Source organism: Kitasatospora sp. NPDC001660 (assembly GCF_053596725.1).
On the sequence record NZ_JBSFGU010000035.1, the window covers coordinates 52,128 to 72,798 of the forward strand.

General features: G+C 73.3%; 16 protein-coding genes. 13 read left to right on the forward strand and 3 right to left on the reverse strand.

What is annotated here, in order from left to right; all coding sequences use genetic code 11:
• The first annotated feature begins 8 nt into the window (after positions 1-8).
• From ACWCXH_RS29255 to ACWCXH_RS29270, 4 genes are all read left to right on the forward strand, one after another.
• A complete protein-coding gene (locus ACWCXH_RS29255; protein WP_449804480.1) occupies positions 9-1,886 on the forward strand; it encodes an eCIS core domain-containing protein in 1,878 nt (625 codons plus the stop codon).
• 100 nt (positions 1,887-1,986) lie between these two features.
• A complete protein-coding gene (locus ACWCXH_RS29260) occupies positions 1,987-2,418 on the forward strand; it encodes a hypothetical protein (protein ID WP_449804481.1) in 432 nt (143 codons plus the stop codon).
• Between the two features lie 171 nt (positions 2,419-2,589).
• Positions 2,590-3,009, forward strand: coding sequence for a VOC family protein (locus tag ACWCXH_RS29265; RefSeq protein ID WP_449804482.1), 420 nt, complete (start codon positions 2,590-2,592; stop codon positions 3,007-3,009).
• Between the two features lie 94 nt (positions 3,010-3,103).
• Complete coding sequence (locus ACWCXH_RS29270) at positions 3,104-5,494, forward strand: ATP-binding cassette domain-containing protein (RefSeq protein WP_449804483.1); 2,391 nt, start codon at positions 3,104-3,106, stop codon at positions 5,492-5,494.
• A 123-nt stretch (positions 5,495-5,617) separates the two neighbouring features.
• Here the strand turns inward: ACWCXH_RS29270 and ACWCXH_RS29275 are convergent, their stop codons facing one another.
• Positions 5,618-6,091, reverse strand: a complete 474-nt coding sequence (locus ACWCXH_RS29275; RefSeq protein ID WP_449804484.1) for an SsgA family sporulation/cell division regulator — start codon at positions 6,089-6,091, stop codon at positions 5,618-5,620.
• A 320-nt stretch (positions 6,092-6,411) separates the two neighbouring features.
• Here ACWCXH_RS29275 and ACWCXH_RS29280 point away from each other — a divergent pair, with 320 nt between their 5' ends.
• Positions 6,412-7,500, forward strand: coding sequence for a hypothetical protein (locus ACWCXH_RS29280; protein ID WP_449804485.1), 1,089 nt, complete (start codon positions 6,412-6,414; stop codon positions 7,498-7,500).
• A 136-nt stretch (positions 7,501-7,636) separates the two neighbouring features.
• Here ACWCXH_RS29280 and ACWCXH_RS29285 read toward each other — a convergent pair whose 3' ends face one another.
• Complete coding sequence (locus tag ACWCXH_RS29285; protein WP_449804486.1) at positions 7,637-9,025, reverse strand: hypothetical protein; 1,389 nt, start codon at positions 9,023-9,025, stop codon at positions 7,637-7,639.
• Positions 9,026-9,905: 880 nt separating this feature from the next.
• On the opposite strand from ACWCXH_RS29285, the gene ACWCXH_RS29290 reads away from it, so the two are divergent.
• The 8 genes from ACWCXH_RS29290 (at position 9,906) to ACWCXH_RS29325 (ending at position 19,028) form a co-directional block, all read left to right on the forward strand.
• On the forward strand, positions 9,906-10,922 hold the full coding sequence (locus ACWCXH_RS29290; protein WP_449804487.1) for a hypothetical protein: 1,017 nt from the start codon (positions 9,906-9,908) through the stop codon (positions 10,920-10,922).
• Positions 10,923-11,158: 236 nt separating this feature from the next.
• Positions 11,159-11,791, forward strand: coding sequence for a DUF6461 domain-containing protein (locus tag ACWCXH_RS29295; protein WP_449804488.1), 633 nt, complete (start codon positions 11,159-11,161; stop codon positions 11,789-11,791).
• A 740-nt stretch (positions 11,792-12,531) separates the two neighbouring features.
• A complete protein-coding gene (locus ACWCXH_RS29300) occupies positions 12,532-14,091 on the forward strand; it encodes an alpha/beta hydrolase (RefSeq protein WP_449804489.1) in 1,560 nt (519 codons plus the stop codon).
• Between the two features lie 72 nt (positions 14,092-14,163).
• Positions 14,164-14,769: a mycothiol-dependent nitroreductase Rv2466c family protein gene (locus ACWCXH_RS29305; protein WP_449804490.1), complete on the forward strand. Its 606-nt coding sequence runs from the start codon at positions 14,164-14,166 to the stop codon at positions 14,767-14,769.
• Positions 14,770-14,888: 119 nt separating this feature from the next.
• A complete protein-coding gene (gene ftsH, locus ACWCXH_RS29310; protein ID WP_449804491.1) occupies positions 14,889-16,814 on the forward strand; it encodes an ATP-dependent zinc metalloprotease FtsH in 1,926 nt (641 codons plus the stop codon).
• Positions 16,811-17,758, forward strand: a complete 948-nt coding sequence (locus ACWCXH_RS29315; protein WP_449804492.1) for an ADP-ribosylglycohydrolase family protein — start codon at positions 16,811-16,813, stop codon at positions 17,756-17,758. Before ftsH ends, ACWCXH_RS29315 begins: the two co-directional genes overlap by 4 nt.
• A gap of 22 nt (positions 17,759-17,780) precedes the next feature.
• Positions 17,781-18,248, forward strand: a complete 468-nt coding sequence (locus ACWCXH_RS29320) for an SAM-dependent methyltransferase (protein ID WP_449804493.1) — start codon at positions 17,781-17,783, stop codon at positions 18,246-18,248.
• A gap of 12 nt (positions 18,249-18,260) precedes the next feature.
• Positions 18,261-19,028: an SDR family NAD(P)-dependent oxidoreductase gene (locus ACWCXH_RS29325; protein ID WP_449804494.1), complete on the forward strand. Its 768-nt coding sequence runs from the start codon at positions 18,261-18,263 to the stop codon at positions 19,026-19,028.
• Positions 19,029-19,096: 68 nt separating this feature from the next.
• On the opposite strand, the gene ACWCXH_RS29330 is transcribed toward ACWCXH_RS29325, so the two are convergent.
• Positions 19,097-20,539 (reverse strand): phytoene desaturase family protein, encoded by a 1,443-nt coding sequence (locus ACWCXH_RS29330; RefSeq protein ID WP_449804495.1) that lies wholly within the window; start codon positions 20,537-20,539, stop codon positions 19,097-19,099.
• Positions 20,540-20,671 lie beyond the last annotated feature (132 nt).

Sequence of the window (20,671 nt, forward strand, 5' to 3'; positions counted from 1 at the left end):
CCGGCCGAATGGGGCGCCGGGAACCCGTCTCTGTCATGCTGAAAGCGAGGGGTGAGAAACGGACAGGTGCGACGAGGAGCGCGGTTTTGTTCACCCATGCCAGCGTGCCGAAAGCCGTGTTCATTCCGGCGCTGCCGATCGCGCACGAGAGTTTGCGCGCGGCGCGTGACGAGGCGCTGGTGGCCGCGGGCGCTCGCTACGGCCGCGATTTCAGCGGGATCCCGGTGACGAGAACCGCGTCGGGCGCCAGGTCCACCGAGGCTGTCCTGCAGCGCTGCGCGGACGGGCACTGCCCGACCGGCTCCTGTGTGCGGGACGACGAGGAGCCCGTGCTGCGCAGGCAAGCCGACGGGGCCGGGCCGGGGTTCGCGCCGGCCGTCGTGCACGAGGTTCTGCGTGAGCCCGGCGAGGCACTGGACGCGAGGACGAAGGCGTCGATGGGGTCGCGGTTCGGCCGGGACTTCAGCCACGTCCGAGTCCATACCGACCCGCGTGCCGCGGAATCGGCCGCCGCGGTCGCCGCTCGGGCGTACACCGTGGGCTCACACGTGGTGTTCGGTTCTCGTGGCTACCGGCCGGACACGCCCGACGGCAGCCGACTGCTGGCACACGAGCTGACCCACGTCGTGCAGCAGGGGGCGGGCGGCGTGATTCCCGCCTCCGGGCTGCGGATCGGCGCTGCGCACAGCGGCGCCGAGGCCGAGGCCTTCGCCGTGGCGGAGGGTCGGTCCCGCACGCTGCCCGGTGCCGATGCCGGTGCGGCCACGGTGCTACGCCGTCAGCCCGCCACCGCCGATGTCGATCTGGAGCCCGCCGGGCCGGAGGACCTGGAGCAGATGCGCAGGCTCGGTGTCACCCTGCCCGCCGTCGGTCCGCAGACCTGGGGTGCGATCACGAAGTGGGCGGGACGTCCGCTCGGCAAGGACGAGCAGGCGCGGATCGTCCGCCTGCTGTCGGCCACGGCCCCGACCGGCCAGCCGTTGGCGTTCGCCCGCGGTCCGCAGTTCGTGCTGCACGACACCGGCGCCCAGGTCACCGCCAAGCGCATCGCCGAGCATGGCGCGTTGTCACGTGGACCACTGGACGAGGGGGTGACCGCCTGGGTTCCCCGGGAGGGCGCGGAGACGGTGGCCCGGCCGTCGTTCTACGACCCGCGGCGCCCGGCCACCACGCAGTTCGAGCGCGGTCAGGACGTCATGGACAAGGATGCGCGGGAACGGCTCTACCGGCAGGTCTGGGCGCTCTCCGGCACGGCTGCCCGCAGGACCGCCCTGGAGCAGGCGCTGGCGGGGCTGACTCTGTCCGAGAAGGAGGCCACGCACGAGCGCAGGACGGCGGAGCAGGAGCTCGGCGGCCCCGTCGGCGAGGACAGCAGTGTTCACACCACGGGCTCGTGGGTCGCCGGTGGCCTGTGCCGTGCGGTGACTGCGGGCGGGGTCGCCTCGGTGGCGGCCTCGGCAGGGGCGAGGCCGGAGCTGGAGCGCGTCTGCAAGGCACTCGAACCGCTGTTCCGCGCCCGGGAAGAGCGCATGGGCTCCATGGTCAACGTGGAGATCGTCCAGGAGTCGGGCGGCAAGCCCACCGCACCGACACGGCTGCCCGCCTACACCGCGACGCAGTACGAGGCGGTCGCCCGCCTGTATCTGAGGGCCGCGCTCCAGGCGCGGGTCTGGCCGGAGATCACCACCCATTTCCTGGTGGACCGGGGCGTCGGCGACCACAGGGATCCGCGCTGCTTCGATCTCGGGCGGCTCTACCGGCTCATTCAGGTGCAGATGGGCCACCCCGAGGGCGCGAGCTACGGAATCACGCCGAAGTACGGTACGGCCCCGACGAGCAACGTGTGGTGGACCAAGGACGTCTGCGGCGGACCACCGCCCGGCTGAGCGGCCAGCTGTCGGCTTTCCGTCCCCGGGGACACCGGAGCCCCCACCTGACGCCGGAATTCGCTTGCTCCGCAGGCGCGGTGTGCGCGGATACTGCGGCATGAGCAGAATCGCGAACGTCCTCGTGCTGGCCCCGTGGGACGAGGAGGCGATGGCGCCGCTGTGCCGGCCGGACGCCTCGCGCAGCTGGGACGGCTGCTTCGAGCCGCTGCCCACGTTCGTCGAGGCGTGGGTGGCCGAGTTCGATCGGATGGGCCAGCGGACCGGTCTGCTGCGTCACTTGGAGTCCCTGCCGTGGCGGGCCCCGGAGAGCGTCCAGGTGCTGATTCGTGACGAGGAGGACGACTGCTTCGGGCTGTGGATGATGCGGGACGGCCGGCTGACCGAGATCCCCGTCCCGGGCCATCGGCGACTCCATCGGCTGGTGCCTTCCACCGGGTTTCCGCCCAGCCCCGGCCTGCTCTGGCGCGCGTCCACGCCCGTGCCGGCCGGGTTCTCCACGGAGCGCCAGGACCCCCGCCCGGCCTGGTAACCCGGACCCGGCCGTCCCCCTCATCAGGGTGTCTGTCTCGAACGTCGGCGGGGCGGCTTGCCGATCGCTTACCGGATCCCTCACCGGCGGGAAGGGCGCCCGCAGGCCCCGTCCCGGACCGATCAGGATTCGAGAAGCACCGCCCCGAGGCCCGCGCCTAGCCTCGTGGACATGGACACCAACGACCTCAGCATCCACTGGACCTTCCTCCCGCACACCGACCCCGACGCGTCGCTCGCCTTCTACCGCGACCTCCTCGGCTTCGAGGTCCGCAAGGACGTCGGCCAGGGCAGGATGCGCTGGATCACCGTCGGCCCCGCCGGCAGCCCCGGCACGTCCGTCGTCCTGGAGCCGCCGGCGATGGACCCCGGCGTCACCGAGGACGAGCGCCGCACCATCACCGAGATGATGGCCAAGGGCACCTACGCCCGCCTCACCCTCGCCTCCGCCGACCTCGACGGCGTCTTCGACCGGCTCAAGTCCGGCGGCGCCGAGCTCGTCCAGGAGCCGACCCAGCAGCCGTACGGCGTCCGCGACTGTGCCTTCCGCGACCCGGCGGGCAACCTGATCCGCATCAACGAACTCGGCTGAGCAACCCGAAGTCCCGCCCCCGGCCCGCCCGGTGCGGTTGGATGGACCGACCGCGCGGGCGGGCCCGCCCGACAGATCTGGAGACACGACCACCATGGCCAAGAGGACGGACGCGGACGTGCACGCGCCGGTGCCGCACGACGCCGACAGCCACGACATGATCCGCGTGCTCGGCGCGCGCGAGAACAACCTCAAGGACGTCAGCGTCGAGATCCCCAAGCGCCGGCTGACGGTGTTCACCGGCGTCTCCGGCTCGGGCAAGAGCTCGCTGGTGTTCGACACCATCGCCGCCGAGTCGCAGCGGCTGATCAACGAGACCTACAGCGCCTTCGTCCAGGGCTTCATGCCGTCGCTGTCGCGCCCCGACGTCGACGTCCTCGACGGGCTGACCACCGCGATCATCGTCGACCAGCAGCGGATGGGCGCCGACCGGCGCTCCACCGTCGGCACCGCGACCGATGCCAACGCGATGCTGCGCATCCTCTTCAGCCGACTCGGCGAGCCGCACATCGGCTCGCCCAAGGCGTACTCCTTCAACGTCCCCTCCGTCAGCGGCGCCGGTGCCGTCACCGTCGAGCGCGGCGGCAAGACGGTGAAGGAGCGGCGCTCCTTCAGCATCACCGGCGGCATGTGCCCGCGCTGCGAGGGCCGCGGCACCGTCTCCGACATCGACCTCACCCAGCTGTTCGACGACACGAAGTCGCTCTCCGAGGGCGCGCTCACCATCCCCGGCTACACGCCCGGCGGTTGGAACTACCGGCTCTACAGCGAGTCGGGCTTCTACGACCCGGACAAGCCGATCCGCAGGTACACCAAGAAGGAGCTGCACGACTTCCTGCACCGCGAGCCGGTCCGGATGAAGATCGCGGGCATCAACATGACCTACGAGGGCCTGATCCCGCGGATCCAGAAGTCGTACCTCGCCAAGGACAGGGAGGCGATGCAGCCGCACATCCGGGCGTTCGTGGACCGGGCGGTCGCCTTCACCACCTGCCCCGAGTGCGACGGCACCCGGCTCACCGCGGCGGCCCGGTCGTCCAGGATCGGGAAGATCGGCATCGCCGACGCGTGTGCCATGCAGATCAGCGACCTGGCGCAGTGGGTGCGCGGCCTGGACGAGCCCTCGGTGGCGCCGCTGCTCACCAGCCTGGGGGAGACCCTCGACTCGTTCGTCGAGATCGGCCTCGGCTACCTCTCGCTCGACCGGCCGTCCGGCACGCTCTCGGGCGGCGAGGCGCAGCGCGTCAAGATGATCCGCCACCTCGGCTCCTCGCTCACCGACGTCACGTACGTGTTCGACGAGCCCACCGTGGGTCTGCACCCGCATGACATCCAGCGGATGAACGACCTGCTGCTGCGGCTGCGCGACAAGGGCAACACGGTGCTCGTGGTCGAGCACAAGCCGGAGACGATCGCGATCGCCGACCACGTCGTCGACCTCGGCCCCGGCGCGGGCAGCGGCGGCGGCACGGTGTGCTTCGAGGGCACCGTCGAGGGGCTGCGGGCCGGTGGCACGATCACCGGCCGGCACCTCGACGACCGGGCCTCGGTCAAGGAGACGGTGCGCAGGCCCACCGGCAGGCTGGCGATCCGCGGCGCGTCGACGCACAACCTGCGGGACGTCGACGTGGACATCCCGCTCGGGGTGCTCGCCGTCGTCACGGGCGTGGCCGGCTCCGGGAAGAGCTCGCTCGTGCACGGCTCGATCCCCGTCGACGCGGGCGTGGTGTCGGTCGACCAGACCGCGATCCGCGGCTCGCGGCGCAGCAACCCGGCGACGTACACCGGCTTGCTGGAGCCGATCCGCAAGGCCTTCGCCAAGGCCAACGGGGTGAAGCAGGCCCTGTTCAGCGCCAACTCCGAGGGCGCGTGCCCGACGTGCAACGGCGCGGGCGTGGTCTACACCGACCTGGCGATGATGGCCGGCGTCGCGAGCGTCTGCGAGGACTGCGAGGGCAAGCGGTACCAGGCGTCGGTGCTGGAGTACCACCTGGGCGGGCGCGACATCAGCGAGGTGCTCGCGATGCCGGTGACCGAGGCCGAGGAGTTCTTCCGCGAGGGCGAGGCCCGCATCCCCGCCGCGCACGCGATCCTGACCCGGCTCGCGGACGTCGGCCTCGGCTACCTCAGCCTGGGCCAGCCGCTCACCACGCTGTCCGGCGGCGAGCGCCAGCGGCTCAAGCTCGCGACCCACATGGCCGACAAGGGCGGCGTCTACGTCCTCGACGAGCCGACCACCGGCCTGCACCTGGCCGACGTCGAGCAGCTGCTCGGCCTGCTCGACCGCCTCGTGGACTCGGGCAAGTCGGTGATCGTCGTCGAGCACCACCAGGCGGTCATGGCGCACGCGGACTGGATCATCGACCTCGGCCCGGGCGCCGGCCACGACGGCGGGAGGATCGTCTTCGAGGGCACGCCGGCCGAGTTGGTCGCCAAGCGCCACACCCTCACCGGGGAGCACCTCGCGGCGTACGTGGGCGCCTGATCCTGGGCGCGGCGGCTCACCGGGCGACGGGGTGGCGCGCCGGGCGGCCGCCGATCCGGCCCGGGGGGCAGGCCGATCGCCACCAGCAGGACGGTGGCGAGCGGGAGCCGCGGGGCCGGGCGATCAGACGAGCGGCGGGTCGTCGGTGTCCATGAGGCGCAGGATCAGGTCGTCGACGTCGAGGTGCAGGGTCTCGGAGCCGTACGGGACGACGTGCTCGGTCGCGGCGAGGAAGGCCTGGACGAGGGCGGCGGGGGCGCGCAGGACGGCCGTCGTCTCGTCGGCGCTGAGGGCGATGAAGAGCGTCGCGGAGGCGGCCCCGGTGCCGCGGTGGACGGTGACGTCGCCGAGGCCGGCCCAGCCGGTGAGGCCGATGACGAGGAGCTCGCGGGCGAAGATCCAGGTGATCGGCTCGTCGAGGTCGACGTGGGTGTCGAGGCTGACCGCGTACGGGTCCTCCCGGCGGTAGCGCAGCCGGGCGGGCAGGGAGACGAGCAGGCCGGGGCAGGCGACCGCCTCCAGGTCGATGTACAGCGCCAACTCCTGGTCGGCGCAGGCGTTGTCCTGTGGGGCGCCGGGCAACTCGTGCTCGCTCATGGCTCTTCCTCTTCTCTTCCCCGGGGGTGCTTCGGGGGTGCTGCGGGCAAGGATCTGAAGAATCGTTTTTTCTCGGTGGTCTTCGGTGGTCGTGCGGTGCTGACGGGCTTTCGGCGGTGCTGGCGGGCGTCGGCGGTGCGGGCTTCCGGCTGGAGAACGAGCCGGCCCGTCCCGGGTAACCGTCCGCGACGATATTCGGGCGACGGCGCCCTGTCCCGGCCTGCGGCATTGCGGTTCGGTCTCCGTTGCAGCGGAGATGTGCATGACCGGTCCGTTGATGCCAGAGTATTCACGTCTTCTTTTCCGATCGGGGGGTTCCGGTGACAACGGAGGATGGGTCGGATCTCGTCGCCGCGGTGGTCGAGGCGCTTGTGCAGTCCGCGTCGCACACGGTCGGCGCGGCCGGTGCGGCGCTCGGCGGCGAGGCGGTCGCGCGCGTGCGGGAGGCGCTGCGGCAGTGGCCGCAGTGGGCGCAGGCGCTCTCCCGGGTCGAAGCCGCTCCGGGCGACCAGCAGGCGCAGCGGGACCTTGCGCTGGCGGTGGGCCAACTCCTGGGCCGGGACGCGGGCCTGACGGCCAGCCTGCGCGCCAGGCTCTCCGTCGCCACGACCGAACCCCCGCCGGGGGCGGGGACTCCGGTGCGGCAACTCGGCGGCGACGCCCAGGCGTCCGGGCCGTCCGCATCGGGCGACGCCCCCAACTGGCCCGCGCCCGGCGCCAACTGGCCCGCGCCCGGTGCCGGAACGGGAACGGCCCCCCGGCGCCGCGGCATCGGGCTGATGGTCGGCGTGCTCGTCGTGATCGCGGCCCTGATCGCGCTCGGGATCCACCTCAACTCCGGTCAGCCGCAACGACTCGGGGGCGCCGGCGGCCCGTTCGGGGCGGCGCCGCTGGCCGGCGTGGCGCAGGTGCGGTCCGTCCTTCCCGACCTGCACGCCGTGCCGGCCGGCTGGCGCGAGGACCGGGCGCCGACCGCCGAGCCGCCGAAGGACTGCCACGCCGACGACACCTCGGCGGCGGAGGCGGACGTCTGCTCGCAGACCATCGGGACGGGCGTCGTGGGCTTCCGTGCGGACAACGGGAACACGCGGGTGATGTTCCGGGTCATCGCCGGCCCCAGCCCGGCCTGGGCCGACCGGACCTACGACCTGGCCGGCTCCGCGGGCAGCAGCGACTCCACCTCCGAGCCCGTGCCCGTCGCGGCGGTCGGAGACCGCTCCACCGCCTACCGCAGCGGCCGGTACACGAGCGTCGTGATCAAGGCCGGAACGACGGTCCTGCTGCTCTCGTACCAGCCGCAGTCCTCGGACTCCCCGGACGCGGAGCTGGTGACCAGGCTCGCCCGCATGTTCGCGGCCCGCTCGCAGCAGGCGCAGAGCGGACGGACCCCGGACGCCGCCACGCAGTGAGAACAGGGGTGGAGCCGGGCACCCGGCTCCACCCCTGTGCCCGTGGTCTCCGGTCACGCCGTGGCGCCTGATCAGGTCGTGGCGCCGGCCGGGTTCCGGGCTGGGGCGGACGGCTGTGTGCTGTCCGCCGGGGGTGTCACCCGTGGTGGTGGTCGCAGCATTCGGAGAGCTGGAAGGAGGCGATACGGGTGTTCCAGTTTCCGGTGCCATCGGCCGGCTGGTACTGGTTGGTGTACCAGAACGTACAGCCGTCCACCGGGTCGACCGCCATGGAGGTGTAGTCGCCCCAGCGGTTGCTCCCGGTCTGGGAGCCTGCGCCGGTCCACACGGTGGTCTCCCGGAATGTCATCACGTTCCGCGGGTCGTCCGTTAGGCGTCCGGTGACGCGGATCGAGGGATGGGCCTGGGAGGACGACGACGAGTATCCCAGGGCGATGTCCCCCTCCTTGTCCTGGGCCGCGGAGCCCATCCACCGGTACGCGGGCCCCGGAGCGTAGGTGCTCTGCTGATGAACGACCGGTCGGCCGTGGTCCAGCCGCAGTTCGTACCAGCGCACCCCGACGCCGCCGGGCGCGTCGACCGCGTGGTTGACGACCAGGGACTGGTGGTCGCCGAAGTTGCGGTAGGCGAGCCGGTGCATGGCGGAGTAGGAGAGCGAGTCCAGTTTCTGGGTGGTACCGGCCTGGGGGACGCATTGGGTGGGATCGGTACTCTCGCAGGCCGGGGTGTAGGGGGCCACCGGCAGTTCCCCCGGGCCCGTGACGGTGGTGCGGGTCTGGTCCGCCCAGTCGACGTGGAACCGCCAGTACTGCAGGCTGTCGTCACCGGGGTTGAGGGCGATCAGCAGGTTGGGCTCGCCCCGCGGGGGCGGCGTCGTGCCGTCGAGGTCAGAGCTGAGCGGGAAGGTGGGTACCGGGACGTTGTAGCACTGCTGGTCGGCGTCGGCTCCCCGCAGCATCCTGTGCCGGTCCCAGGCGCACGCCTCGAAGACCGTCCCGGCGCCGGTGAAGGTCGCGTAGTAGGCGTCCGGCCACACCGCGACCTTCGGGTGGTCGATGAAGTGCTGATATCCGAAGTCGTACCGGTAGTACTCGCCGGTGGCGTCCTCGGTGCTGGAGACGGCCACGCACAGCCGGTTCGTGTTGCCTGCCTGGTCGAGGGCGAACTGGTTGATGATCCAGCGGCGGGCCAGGGAGTCCCAGCGGACCACGGGATCCCCGATGTCGGCGTTCTGAGCGGTCTCGCACGGTCCGCCGAACCCGCTGAACAGGGTCTGGGTCGTCAGCGGCCCCAGTTGCGTGGCACCGGTCTTGGAGTACACCGCGAGGTCGAAGTTGGTGATCTCCACGATCTGGTGTGAGCCCACCGAGGCATTGGGGTCAGGAGGGACGCCCCCGGCTTCCCGGATGCCGTCGAAACTGACGCCCAACCGGATCCGGTCCCGGCGGCCGTCGCGGTCCTGCACCACCTGATCCGGGCGGGCGGCCTCGGTGAGGGACGGGTGCGGCACCTTCTCGGGGGGCATGACGCTGGGGGTGGACCGGCGCTCTCCGTGCCTCTGCGACAGTTCACGCAACGGTGGCGAGGTGTCATGGTGCACCGCGGGTCCGGAGTCAGGGGACCGAGAAGCCTGCGCGTGGACGGCCGGCTCGGGTACGGCTCCGGCGGCGGGCGTGGCGGACCACGCCGGAGCGGCTACCAGCGCCGCTCCCATCGATGCGACGGCGACGATCGAACGCAAGGCACGGGATACGTGCATCAATCCTCCGAGCGGGTCGGTGAGCCAACCCGATCGGCCGCCTGGTGACGGCATCGTCCGAGGCAACCCCAACCGCGTGCGGCGGCTGTCGCGACCTCCCAGCGCCCCGGGCACGCCGGGCACGTTTCCAGGCCACAGTTATGAGGGCGGGCGACTCAACTGAGGGTGTGACGAAACCCAGTTATCCACCTCGTCCGCCCGGCGCCGGAGTGATCCGGTGCCGTGTCGGGTGCGGCTCAGCCGTATGGCGCTGCCTGCGTGACGGCCATTCGAGGAGTCGCCGCTGCGTCCTGGCCAGGTCGAGGACACTCCGGGGGAAGCGGCCGTGTCGGGTGTGGAACTTGGGTGCCGGTGCGAAGCCCAGGCGCGTCCCGCCCCCCATTCGGCGACCTGGTCGCCGGCATCCGGGTCGGCTGTGGTGTCGTGCCGGAGGGTCGTCGGTGCGGCGGAACGGCTTCGATGTGCGGGGCTTGCGGCTGGACAACGACTCGGCCGTTCCCGGGTAACGGTCCGCGACGGTATTCGGGCGACGGCGCCCCGTCCCGGCCTGCGGCATTGCGGTTCGGTCTCCGCTGAGGCGGAATTGTGCATGATCGCTCTGTTGATGTCAGAGTGTCACCGTCTTCTTTTCCGATCAGGGGGTTCGATGACAGCGGGGGACGGGGCGGATCTCGTCGCCATGGTGGTCGAGGCACTGGTGCAGTCCGCGTCGCACACGGTCGGCGCGGCCGGTGCGGCGCTCGGCGGCGAGGCGGTCGCGCGCGTGCGGGAGGCGCTGCGGCAGTGGCCGCAGTGGGCGCAGGCGCTCTCCCGGGTGGAGGCCTTCCCGGGCGACCAGCAGGCGCAGTGGGACCTGGCGCTGGCGGTGGGCCAACTCCTGGGCGGGGACCCGGGCCTGGCGGCCAACCTGCGCGCCAGGCTGTCCGTCGCCATGACCGCGCCGCCGCCGGCGGCCGCAATGCCGCAGATGTGGCACCCCGGCGACGGCGCCAACTGGCCTGCGTCCGGCGCCGGAACGGTACCGGGAACGGCTTCCCGGCGTGGCCGCATCTGGGCGCTCACCGGTGTGGTCGTCGCGCTCGCCGTGGTCGGGTCGATGGTCGGGCTCGGCGTCTACCTCAACTCCGGCCCGGACGGGCCGAAGCCGCTCACCACCCTGGACCAGGTGAAGTCCGTCCTGCCCGACCTGCACGCCGTGCCGGACGGCTGGACCCAGGAGGAGGCGCCGTCCGCGCAGCCCAAGCGCGACTGCGGCGGCGACGGCGTCCCGGCCGCACAGGTGGACCTGTGCAAGCAGGTGACCGGGACGGGCGGCTCGCGCTTCCACGCCGACGGCGGCAAGACCCAGGTGGAGTTCCAGATCATGGCGGGCCCCAGCCTGGAGTGGGGCGACAAGATGTACGACGTCGCCTACGGCATCAGCGCCGGCCTGCCCGAGAAGCCGCCGATGGCCGCTCCGAAGGCCGGCGAGCGGTCCTCGATCTTCGTGGAGGGCGAGTGCCTGGAGGTCCTCGTCAAGTCCGGCAGCACCGTCCTCAGGATCTCCTACTGCCCGGAGAACCCGCACGCCCCGAACGTGGAGGTGGTCAACCGGATCACCCGCATGTTCGCCGCGCGCTCGCAGCAGGCGCAGGACGGGAGGACGCCGGACGCCGGGGCGTAGGGGCTGTCTTCCAACCCTTGCCGGACGCTTCCAACCCTTGCCGGACGATCGAACAGGGGCGGACCTCGACCTGGCGCTGTCCGTCGGCATGCTCGTCGCGGGTGGCCCCGATGCGCGAGCCGCGTCGTCGCCCGATGAGCGTCGGTCAACGGCGGGGGCCGATTGTCGGTGGGGTTCGTTAGGGTGCCGTCCGGGAGGCCGGCCAAGGACGGGTCGGCGCGAGGGGGGAGGGCGTCATGAGCGACGGCATCCGGTGGCTCGTCGAGGGCGGCGACCGGCTCAGCGGCGTCCTGTTCGCGCGCGGCATCCCGCCGGAGGAGGTGGCCCGGCGGATGGGCGCGGACGTGGGCGGTGCCGCCGGGCCGGTCAGCGGCGCCGAGGTGTGGGACCTCGACGTTGAGGTGTACCGGCCCGGCGAGGACGGCGACGGCGTGATCCGCGTCGGCGAGTCCGGCGGCTGGTCCTTCGCGATCGAGTACGGCGACTCCACCGGCGCCGACCTGCTCACCGAGATAGCGCACGGCGGCGTCGAGGTCGTCCACTACCGGCCCATGGCCGAACACCCGCCGGCCCTGCTCGACTACGCCCGCGACGGCGCCGTCCTGTGCGGGTTCGGCCTCGCCGAGGAGCGCTGGCGCTGGGGCAGCGAGCCCGACCTGCTGCTCCCCGACCTCGTCGCCGCCGGCGTCCTCCGGCCCGACGGCATCACGCGCGCCGCCCCCGCCGGCGAGCCCCTCCCGGCCGCCCACCGGCGTACCGTCGGCGCCGTCGAGCGGCACTTCGGGCTCACCCTGCCCCCGGCCGTCCTGCACGGCGCACGCCTGCCGGTGTACGCCGTCCGCGGCACGCCCGACCTGGTGCTCCGGTAGGCGCGACCCGGGCGTCGTCACGCCCAGGGGCCGGAGAACGACCGCCCGGGGCCGGCTTCGTGACCAGGGCCGGCGCCACGAAGGAGTTGCCCCGCCCGATCGCGAGGGTCAGCGTCGTGAGCGCCTTGTCGTCGTCGTGCCCGGCCACCTCGGCGTACAGCTCGTCCGGCACCCGCCCGCCACCGTGCGCGGCCGGCTGCAGCACCGCCTCCACCAGCGCGAGCGCGGCGCGCTCGGCGGCCGGCGACGAGTCGCCGGCCCGGGCCACCGGTGTCGTCCGGACGTACGTGCACCGGCTGCGGCGGGTGTTCGGGGCGGTTCATCGACTACGTCTCCAAGGCCTGCAGCCAGCCGGAGCCTGGCATACATCCTGAACACCAACGCGAACGACGACGGCATCTGGGCCCGGCTCACCGGCAAGGGCCCCGGCCGGCCCTGGAACGAGATGCCCAAGTAGGCCCTCGGGCCTTCCCCCCACCGCGTCCCGGCAACTGCTCGTGCCGGGGCGCAGCCTCGTGCCGTCCGGGCCCGGACCTCACCCGGACGGACGGTGGGACGGCCGGCGGCACGCGCCCCCGGACGGGGGAGTCCGGAGGGCGCACGGCGTGGGGCGCACCTAGGGTGAGCGAATGAGCGCGGGGCGTGTGCGGCCCCGGCGTGCGCCTGTTCGCGCGCCGGTCGGTGCACTGACCGCCGTGCACCGACTGCAGGCGTCCGGCCTTCCGAGAGGTGGAGTCCCCATGCACACCGTCGTCCGCGGTGCCGGCGCGTTCGGTCTGACCGCGCTGCTCCTCACCTCCTCGGCCGGCTGCCAGGGCGGCGCCGCGCCCGCCGCCGAGCTCGCGCCGGCGGCGCCGGTGACGGCGGCACCCGCGGCGGTCCAGCAGCTCGACTGGAAGGCGTGCGGCGCGCCGGACGCCGCGCAGGGCGGCGGCACCCCGCCCGCCGGGGACTGGCAGTGCGCGACGCTCAAGGTCCCGCTGGACTACGCCAAGCCGGACGGCGGCACGATCGACCTCGCGCTGATCCGCTCCCGGGCCAAGGACGAGCAGCACCGGATCGGCTCACTGGTGTTCAACTTCGGTGGCCCCGGCGGCTCGGGCGTCGCCACGCTGCCCGCGCTGGCCGACGCCTACACCTCCCTCAACACCCGCTACGACCTGGTGAGTTTCGACCCGCGCGGGGTCGGCGCGAGCGCCGGGGTGAAGTGCCTGGACGACAAGGCGCTGGACGTCGCCAACGCGGTCGACAACACCCCCGAGAACCCGGCGGCCGTCAAGGCGCTGGACGCGAGCACCGCGCAGTTCAACGCGGCCTGCGAGCGCAACTCCGGTCCGGTGCTGCCCTTCGTGGACACCGAGAGCGCGGCGCGCGACATGGACATCCTGCGGCAGGCTCTCGGGGACCGGCAACTGCACTACTTCGGCATCAGCTACGGCACCGAACTCGGCGGCGTCTACGCGCACTTGTTCCCGCAGCACGTCGGCCGCGCCGTGCTGGACTCGGTGGTGGACCCGACACAGGACCCGCTGCAGTCCTCGCTCGGCCAGGCCAAGGGCTTCCAGCTCGCCCTGGAGGACTTCATGAAGGCCTGCTCCACCAGTGTGCCGGACTGTCCGACCGGCAGCGGCGGCGCCGAGGGCACCGCGAAGATCACCGGACTGCTGGAGAAGGTGGGGCAGAGCCCGCTGCCGACCGCCGGCGGCCGAAAGCTCACGTCGAGTCTGGCCGTCACCGGCATCGCGGGCGCGCTGTACAGCCAGGAGACGTGGCCGGCGCTGGCCGCCGGGCTCACCGAGGCGATGCAGAGCGGCACCGGCACGCTGCTGCTCCAGCTCGCCGACAACCTCCTCGGGCGCGACCCGAACGGGCACTACAACAACCTCGACGCGGCCAACCGGGCGATCAGCTGCGTGGACGCCAAGCAGCGCTACTCGGACCAGGACGTGGAACAGCAGCTGTCGCTGTTCCGCTCCGCCTCCCCGGTGTTCGGCGCGTTCGTGGCGTGGGGCCTGACCGGCTGCACCGGCTGGCCGGTGGCGGGGAAGACCGACCACCCGGAGGTCGCCGCCCCGGGCGCCGCGCCGATCCTGGTGGTCGGCACCACCGGCGACCCGGCCACCCCGGTCGAGGGCGCGCACACGATGGCGCAGCAGCTGGGCGCGGGCGTGGGTGTCACGGTGACGCTCCAGGGCGAGGGCCACGGCGGGTACAACACCGGCAACCCGTGCCTGAAGTCGACGGTGGACGCCTACCTGCTCGACGGCAAGGTGCCGGCGGACGGCACGGTGTGCAGCTAGCCAAGTGGCGCAGTGGATCGGCCCCGGATTGGCTCTGTCGGGCAGTCCACTCGGCGGCCTAGGCTCCTCACCGTGACCACGAGAGTTGACTTCTACTTCGACCCGATCTGCCCGTTCGCCTGGATCACCTCCCGGTGGATCCTGGAGGTCGAGCGCGAGCGCGAGCTCGACCTGACCTTCCGTGTGATGAGCCTGTCCGTCCTCAACGAGGGCCGGGAGGGCCTGCCCGAGCGCTACCAGCGCCTGATGACCACGGGCTGGGGCCCGGTCCGGGTCTGCATCGCCGCCGCCGAACGGCACGGCCAGCACGTGCTGCGCGACCTGTACACCGCGCTCGGCACCCGCCTGCACGACCAGGACCGCGAGGCCGACGCGACGGTCATCCGCGAGGCGCTGGCCGAGGCCGGCCTGCCGGAGGACCTCGCCGACGCGGCCGACAGCACCGCGTACGACATCGCCCTGCGCAAGAGCCACCACGAGGGCATGGACCCGGTCGGCGAGGAGGTCGGCACGCCGACGATCCACGTGGACGGAGTCGCCTTCTTCGGCCCGGTGCTGACCGCGATCCCGCGCGGCGAGGACGCGGTGAAGATCTTCGACGGCGTCCGGGCCCTGGCCGGGTACCCGAAGTTCTTCGAGCTGAAGCGCACCCGGACGGGGTCGCTCGACTTCTCCTGACGAACCGCAGGGGGGCCGGGACGGTTCCACTCCCGCCCGGGGCCATCTCGTCCGATCATGGAGACGGAGGCCCCGGCGGTCACCCCGCCCGTCCGCCTCCGGAGAGGCGGTGAGCGCAGATGATCGCACGGATCCGCCTGCGCGCGACCCGGCACCCGGCCACCCCGCCGGGCCCGTCCTCGCCCGGCGGCCCGAAGCCGAACCCGTCCAAGCCGCCACCGCCCCCGGACCTCCGCCGCTGGCTGCTGCCCGTCGGCGGCCTGCTGGCGCTGATCCTGCTGCTCGTCGTCCAGGCCCCCGGCTCGACCGGCACCCGGTACGGGTACTCCGACTTCGTCAGCCGGGTCGACACGGGCCAGGTCAAGACCGTGGACGTCAACGACACCGGCGGCGTCAGCGGCACCCTCAAGGACGGCACCCACTTCACCAGCCAGATCCCGACCGCCCTGGACACCTCCCAGCTCAGCCAGGCCCTCTCCACTCAGCACGTGGACGTCACCGGCAGCCACAGCGGCGGCGGATCGATCTGGTCGACGCTGCTGCTGTTCCTCCCGCTGCTGGTCTTCGGCGCGCTCTTCCTGTGGTCCGGCCGGCTCGCCGCTCGCTCGGTCACCGGCGGCCTGAGCGCGATCGGGCGCTCCCGCGCGAAGATCATCGAGGCCGAGCGGCCCGCCACCGGCTTCGCCGACGTGGCCGGGTACGAGGGCGTGAAGCAGGAGGTCAGCGAGGTCGTCGACTTCCTGCGCAGCCCCGACCGGTACGCCGCCGCCGGGGCCAAGGGGCCACGCGGCGTGATCATGGTCGGCCCGCCCGGCACCGGCAAGACCCTGCTCGCCCGCGCCGTCGCCGGCGAGGCCGAGGTACCGTTCCTCTCCGTCACCGGCTCCGGCTTCGTCGAGATGTTCGTCGGCGTCGGCGCCTCCCGCGTCCGCGACCTCTTCGACGAGGCCCGCAAACGCGCGCCGTCCATCATCTTCATCGACGAGATCGACGCCGTCGGCGCCCGCCGCGCGGGCGGCTCCAGGATCGGCGGCAACGACGAGCGCGAGCAGACGCTCAACCAGCTGCTCGCCGAGATGGACGGCTTCGACCAGAGCACCGGCATCGTCGTCATCGCCGCCACCAACCGGCCCGACGCCCTCGACCCGGCCCTGCTGCGCCCCGGCCGCTTCGACCGGCAGGTCACCGTGCCGCTGCCCAACCAGCACGAGCGGGCCGCGATCCTGGCCGTCCACGTCCGCGGCAAGACCCTCGCCCCGGACGTCGACCTCGACCGGATCGCCCGCGGCACCCCCGGCTTCTCCGGCGCCGACCTCGCCAACCTCGTCAACGAGGCCGCCATCAACGCCGTCCGGGCCGACCGTGCCACCATCACCGCCGACGACCTCGACGCCGCCCGCGACCGCGTCCTGCTCGGCCGCCGCGAATCATCCAACGCGCTGCTGCCCGAGGAACGGCACGCCGTCGCCGTCCACGAGTCCGGGCACGCGCTGATGGCCGCGCTGTGCGAGCACGCCGACCCCGTCGCCAAGGTCACCATCCTCCCGGCCGGCGTCGCCCTCGGCGCCACCGAGCAGCTCCCCGAGGCCGAGCGGCACCTGTACAGCGAGAGCTACCTGACCGACCTCCTCACCGTGCGACTCGGCGGACGGGCGGCCGAGCTGGTCGTCTTCGGCGAGGGGTCCACCGGCGCGGCCAACGACCTCGCGGGCGCCACCTCGGTCGCCACCCGGATGGTCCGCGAGTTCGGCCTCTCCCCGGACCTCGGCCCGGTCGGCTACGCCTCCGGCTCGCCGCACTACCTCGGTGAGAGCCCCGAGGACCTGCTCCGCCGGCCCTACTCCGAGGAGACCCAGCGCGCGATCGACGAGGCCGTCGCCACCCTCCTGCGCCGCGCCGAACGGCGCGCCGTCGGCCTGTTGCGCGAACACCGCCACCACCTCGACGAGTTGGCCACCCTGCTGGTCGCCCAGGAGACGGTGGACGGCGCGGTGGTCCTCGACATCCTCCGGCACCCGACCCCGGCGGCTAACCTGCCCGAATGACCCGACGTGACTGGCAGGAACGCGCAGCAGGCGCGGTGATCGGCTCCGCCGTGGGCGACGCGCTCGGCGCGCCGTACGAGTTCGGGCCCGCCGGAGCCTTCTCGGCGCGCTTCCCCGACGGTGACGGAGACGGTGAGATGGTCGCCGGTGGCGGCTGGGACCGCGGCGAGGCGACGGACGACACGCAGATGGCCGTCCTCGTCGCCGAATCCCTGATCGAAAAGGGCGAGTTGGACCTTCCGGATATCTTCGCCCGCTTCCGGTGCTGGGCGGCGGCGGAGCCCAAGGACATCGGCATCCAGACCGAGGACGTCCTCACCAACGGCCATGCCTGGGACCTCGCTGCCGCCGTCCACTTCAACTCGACCATCCGCGCCGCCGGCAACGGCGCCCTCATGCGCGCCGCCCCCTCCGCCCGCGCCGGGCGCGAGGCCACCATGGCCGCCGCCCGCCGGATCTCCGCCCTCACCCACGGCGACGGCGCCGCCTGGGAGGGCACGGCGATCCTCCACGAACTCGTCCGCCACGCCCTCGACGGCGCCGACCCGCTCGCCGCGATCCCGGCCACCCTGGCCCACATCGCCCCTGCCCACCGCGAGCGCTATGCCACCGTCCTCGCCCCCGACTGGCACCCCGGCCGCGCCACCGAGGCCAATGGCGCCGTCTGGCCCTGCCTCGGCTCCGCCGTCTGGGCGCTGCGCACCACCGACGGCTACCCGGCCGCCGTCCGCGCCGCGATCGACCTCGGCGGGGACACCGACACCGTCGCCGCCGTCACCGGCGCGCTGGCCGGGGCCGTGTACGGCCTCGCCGCGATACCGGCGGGCTGGACCGAGTCCCTGCACGTGCCGCTGCCGGGCTTCGGCGGGCGGGTGCTGCGCACGCCCGACCTCCTGGTAATGGCCGACCGGCTCACCTCGGGCACGGGCTACGATGCGAAGTGATCACGTGACGAACGGGGGATTCATGGACGTGACTTCGAGGCCGGTGGCCCGGGTCGTCGGCGGGCGGGACGAGGTGGTCGACGACCGCTGGGGCGGCGTCACCGCGATCGTCCGGCTGGACGGCGAGCAGTTCACCGAGGAGGCGCTGTACGGGCTGGCGGACTTCTCCCACCTGGAGATCGTCTACCACTTCGACCGCGTCCCGGTGGAGAAGGTCGAGACCGGCGCCCGCCACCCGCGCGGCAACACCGACTGGCCGCTGGTCGGCATCTTCGCCCAGCGCGGCAAGAACCGGCCCAACCGGCTCGGCGTCTCGCGCTGCGCGCTGCTCCGCGTGGACGGCCTCGACCTGCACGTCGCCGGCCTCGACGCGGTGGCCGGCACGCCCGTGCTCGACATCAAGCCGTACCTGGCCGAGTTCGGCCCGATCGGCGAGGTCCGCCAGCCCGCGTGGTCGACGGAGCTCATGCGCGACTACTACGACGCCTGAGGGGGCCGCGAGATGACACAGGAGCGACTCGCCGTGGTGTCCGGCGGCGGTACCGGCATCGGCCGGGCGATCGCCGCCCGGCTCGCCGCCGACGGGCACCGGGTGGCGATCCTCGGGCGGCGCGCGGCCGTCCTCGACGAGGCCCGGGACGCGATCGAGAAGACCGCCGGGCCGGGCCGGATCCTGCCCATGCCCGTCGACCTGACCGACCCCGCGGCGGTCGAGGCGGTCGCCGCCCGGATCGCCGAACTCGGCCCGGTGGACGCCCTCGTGAACAACGCGGGCGCCATCGTCACCCCGCCAGCCGACACCGGCCTCGCCGCCCTCGCCCGCTCCTGGCGGCAGGACCTGGACGGCAACCTGCTCTCCGCCGTCCTCCTCACCACCGCCCTGCAGGACCGGCTGCGCCGGCCCGGGGGCCGCCTGGTCGTCATCAGCTCGGCCGCGGCCCAGCGTGGCGGCGCGGGCCCGCACTCGCTGGGTTCGTACGCCGCCGCCAAGGCCGCCCTGCACGGCTGGGCCTTCGGCCTGGCACGGCAGTTGGGGCCGGACGGGATCACCGTCAACGTCCTCGCGCCCGGCTACATCGAGGACACCGAGATATTCGGCGACGGCTGGACGGAGGCCTTCCACGCCCAGAAGGTGGCCGACACCCTGGTCGGCCGCGCCGGCACCCCGGACGACGTGGCCGAGGCCGTCGGCTACCTCGCATCCCCGGCGGCCGGCTACCTGACCGGACAGGTCATCGGGCTCAACGGCGGTGCGGTGCTGGGGCGTTGAGGCGGCGATGAGGGGTTGCGCCGGACGCCGACCGCACGCGCGGGCTCACGGCCTGCCCTCATGCCGTCCTAGGGTGCCAACTCCGGGGCCTCCCGGATCCCGTGGTGGCGCCGCAGCGCGGTGAGGGCCGCGTGGTGGCCGCACATGCCGTGGACGGACGGTCCCGGCGGGGTGGCGGCGGAGCAGAGGTAGACGCCCGGCAGCGGGGTCGCGTACGGGTTCCAGCGGGCCACCGGCCGGGCCAGGGACTGGCGGACGGTGAGGGCGCCCGCGCTGATGTCGCCGCCGACGTAGTTGGGGTTGTAGGCCTCGTACTGCCGAGCCGAAAGACCGCGCGAGGCGACGATCGTGTCGCCGAAGCCGGGCGCGTACTCCTCGATGCGGCGGCGGATCAGGTCCACCGGGTCGCGGGGGTCGCCGTGGGGGACGTGGGCGTACGCCCAGATCGGGCGCTTGCCGCCGACCGCACGGGTCGGGTCGGTCACGGCCGGGTCGACGACGAGCACGAACGGGTCCTCGACCGGGACGCCCGCCGCCGTCGCCGTCTCCTGGCGGAGGATGTCGGCCCGGGTGCCGCCGAGGTGGACGGTGCCGGCCCGCCCCACGACCGGGTGCCTCCACGGGACGGGCCCGTCGGTGAGGAAGTCCGCCTTCGCCGCCCCCGGCCCGTACCGGTAGCGGCGCAGCGCCCGCCGGTAGCGCTCGGGGAGCCGGGTGCCGGCGACGGCGAGGAACTCCTTGGGGCCGACGTCGAGGAGCACCAGCGGGACGTCGCCGAGTTCGGCGAGGTCGCGGATGCGCTGCCCGGTGTGGAGGACGCCGCCGTGGGCGGTGATGTCGGCGGCCAGGGCGTCGGCGATGCGGGCGCTGCCGCCCTCGGGGAGGGGCCAGCCGGTGCTGTGCGCGGTGTGGGCCAGCAGGAGCGCCACGGCGGCCGAGGCGACCGAGGGGAGCCTGCCGACGGCGTGCGCGGCGACGCCCGTCAGGAGCGCGCGGGCGGGTTCCGTCTTGAACGGCGTGCACCCGGACGCCAGCGCCGGCACCCGCGGTGCGAGGAGCAGCGGCGCGAGCAGGTCGTCCGGCACGGTGCGCTGGTCGGACAGGAACAGGTCGACGACGGCGCGGGAACGGTCGGCGAGCGGCCCGAGGAGGCGGGTCCAGCGCCGGCCGTCCGGGCCCAGGTGGGCGGCGGTGCGGGCGAGGCTGCGCCAGGCCGCCGCCGCCCGTCCGTCGGGCAGCGGGTGGGCGTACGGGATGTCGGGCTGGAGCAGTCGGACGCCGCGCGCGGGCAGGTCGAAGCGGCGGAAGAACGCGGAGGCGGCGGCCATGGGGTGGACGGCCGCGCAGACGTCGTGCCGCACGTCGCTGTCGAAGAGCGGCGTGGTGCGCAGCCCGCCGCCGATGGTGTCGGCCGCCTCGAAGAGGGCGACGCGCAGTCCGGCCCGGGCGAGGGTGACGCCCGCGGCGAGCCCGTTGGGTCCGGTGCCGACGACGGCCGCGTCCGGCCTCATGCGCCCACCTCGCTGCGCTCGGCAGGGGCATTCGCCCGTGCCCACCTCTCGATGATGAACCCGCTGTGCTCGTCTCGCCGCCGGACCGGCCGACGCCGCGTTCGCCGAGCGCGCCCCCTCGCCCCGGTGTTC

What these genes read in the sequence shown, in the direction of transcription:
- ACWCXH_RS29255 (WP_449804480.1), top strand. Translation starts at nt 9, where the DNA reads ATGGGGCGCCGGGAACCCGTCTCTGTCATGCTGAAAGCGAGGGGTGAG.
- ACWCXH_RS29260 (WP_449804481.1), top strand. Translation starts at nt 1,987, where the DNA reads ATGAGCAGAATCGCGAACGTCCTCGTGCTGGCCCCGTGGGACGAGGAG.
- ACWCXH_RS29265 (WP_449804482.1), top strand. Translation starts at nt 2,590, where the DNA reads ATGGACACCAACGACCTCAGCATCCACTGGACCTTCCTCCCGCACACC.
- ACWCXH_RS29270 (WP_449804483.1), top strand. Translation starts at nt 3,104, where the DNA reads ATGGCCAAGAGGACGGACGCGGACGTGCACGCGCCGGTGCCGCACGAC.
- ACWCXH_RS29275 (WP_449804484.1), bottom strand. Translation starts at nt 6,091, where the DNA reads ATGAGCGAGCACGAGTTGCCCGGCGCCCCACAGGACAACGCCTGCGCC.
- ACWCXH_RS29285 (WP_449804486.1), bottom strand. Translation starts at nt 9,025, where the DNA reads ATGCCCCCCGAGAAGGTGCCGCACCCGTCCCTCACCGAGGCCGCCCGC.
- ACWCXH_RS29290 (WP_449804487.1), top strand. Translation starts at nt 9,906, where the DNA reads ATGACAGCGGGGGACGGGGCGGATCTCGTCGCCATGGTGGTCGAGGCA.
- ACWCXH_RS29295 (WP_449804488.1), top strand. Translation starts at nt 11,159, where the DNA reads ATGAGCGACGGCATCCGGTGGCTCGTCGAGGGCGGCGACCGGCTCAGC.
- ACWCXH_RS29300 (WP_449804489.1), top strand. Translation starts at nt 12,532, where the DNA reads ATGCACACCGTCGTCCGCGGTGCCGGCGCGTTCGGTCTGACCGCGCTG.
- ftsH (WP_449804491.1), top strand. Translation starts at nt 14,889, where the DNA reads ATGATCGCACGGATCCGCCTGCGCGCGACCCGGCACCCGGCCACCCCG.
- ACWCXH_RS29315 (WP_449804492.1), top strand. Translation starts at nt 16,811, where the DNA reads ATGACCCGACGTGACTGGCAGGAACGCGCAGCAGGCGCGGTGATCGGC.
- ACWCXH_RS29320 (WP_449804493.1), top strand. Translation starts at nt 17,781, where the DNA reads ATGGACGTGACTTCGAGGCCGGTGGCCCGGGTCGTCGGCGGGCGGGAC.
- ACWCXH_RS29325 (WP_449804494.1), top strand. Translation starts at nt 18,261, where the DNA reads ATGACACAGGAGCGACTCGCCGTGGTGTCCGGCGGCGGTACCGGCATC.
- ACWCXH_RS29330 (WP_449804495.1), bottom strand. Translation starts at nt 20,539, where the DNA reads ATGAGGCCGGACGCGGCCGTCGTCGGCACCGGACCCAACGGGCTCGCC.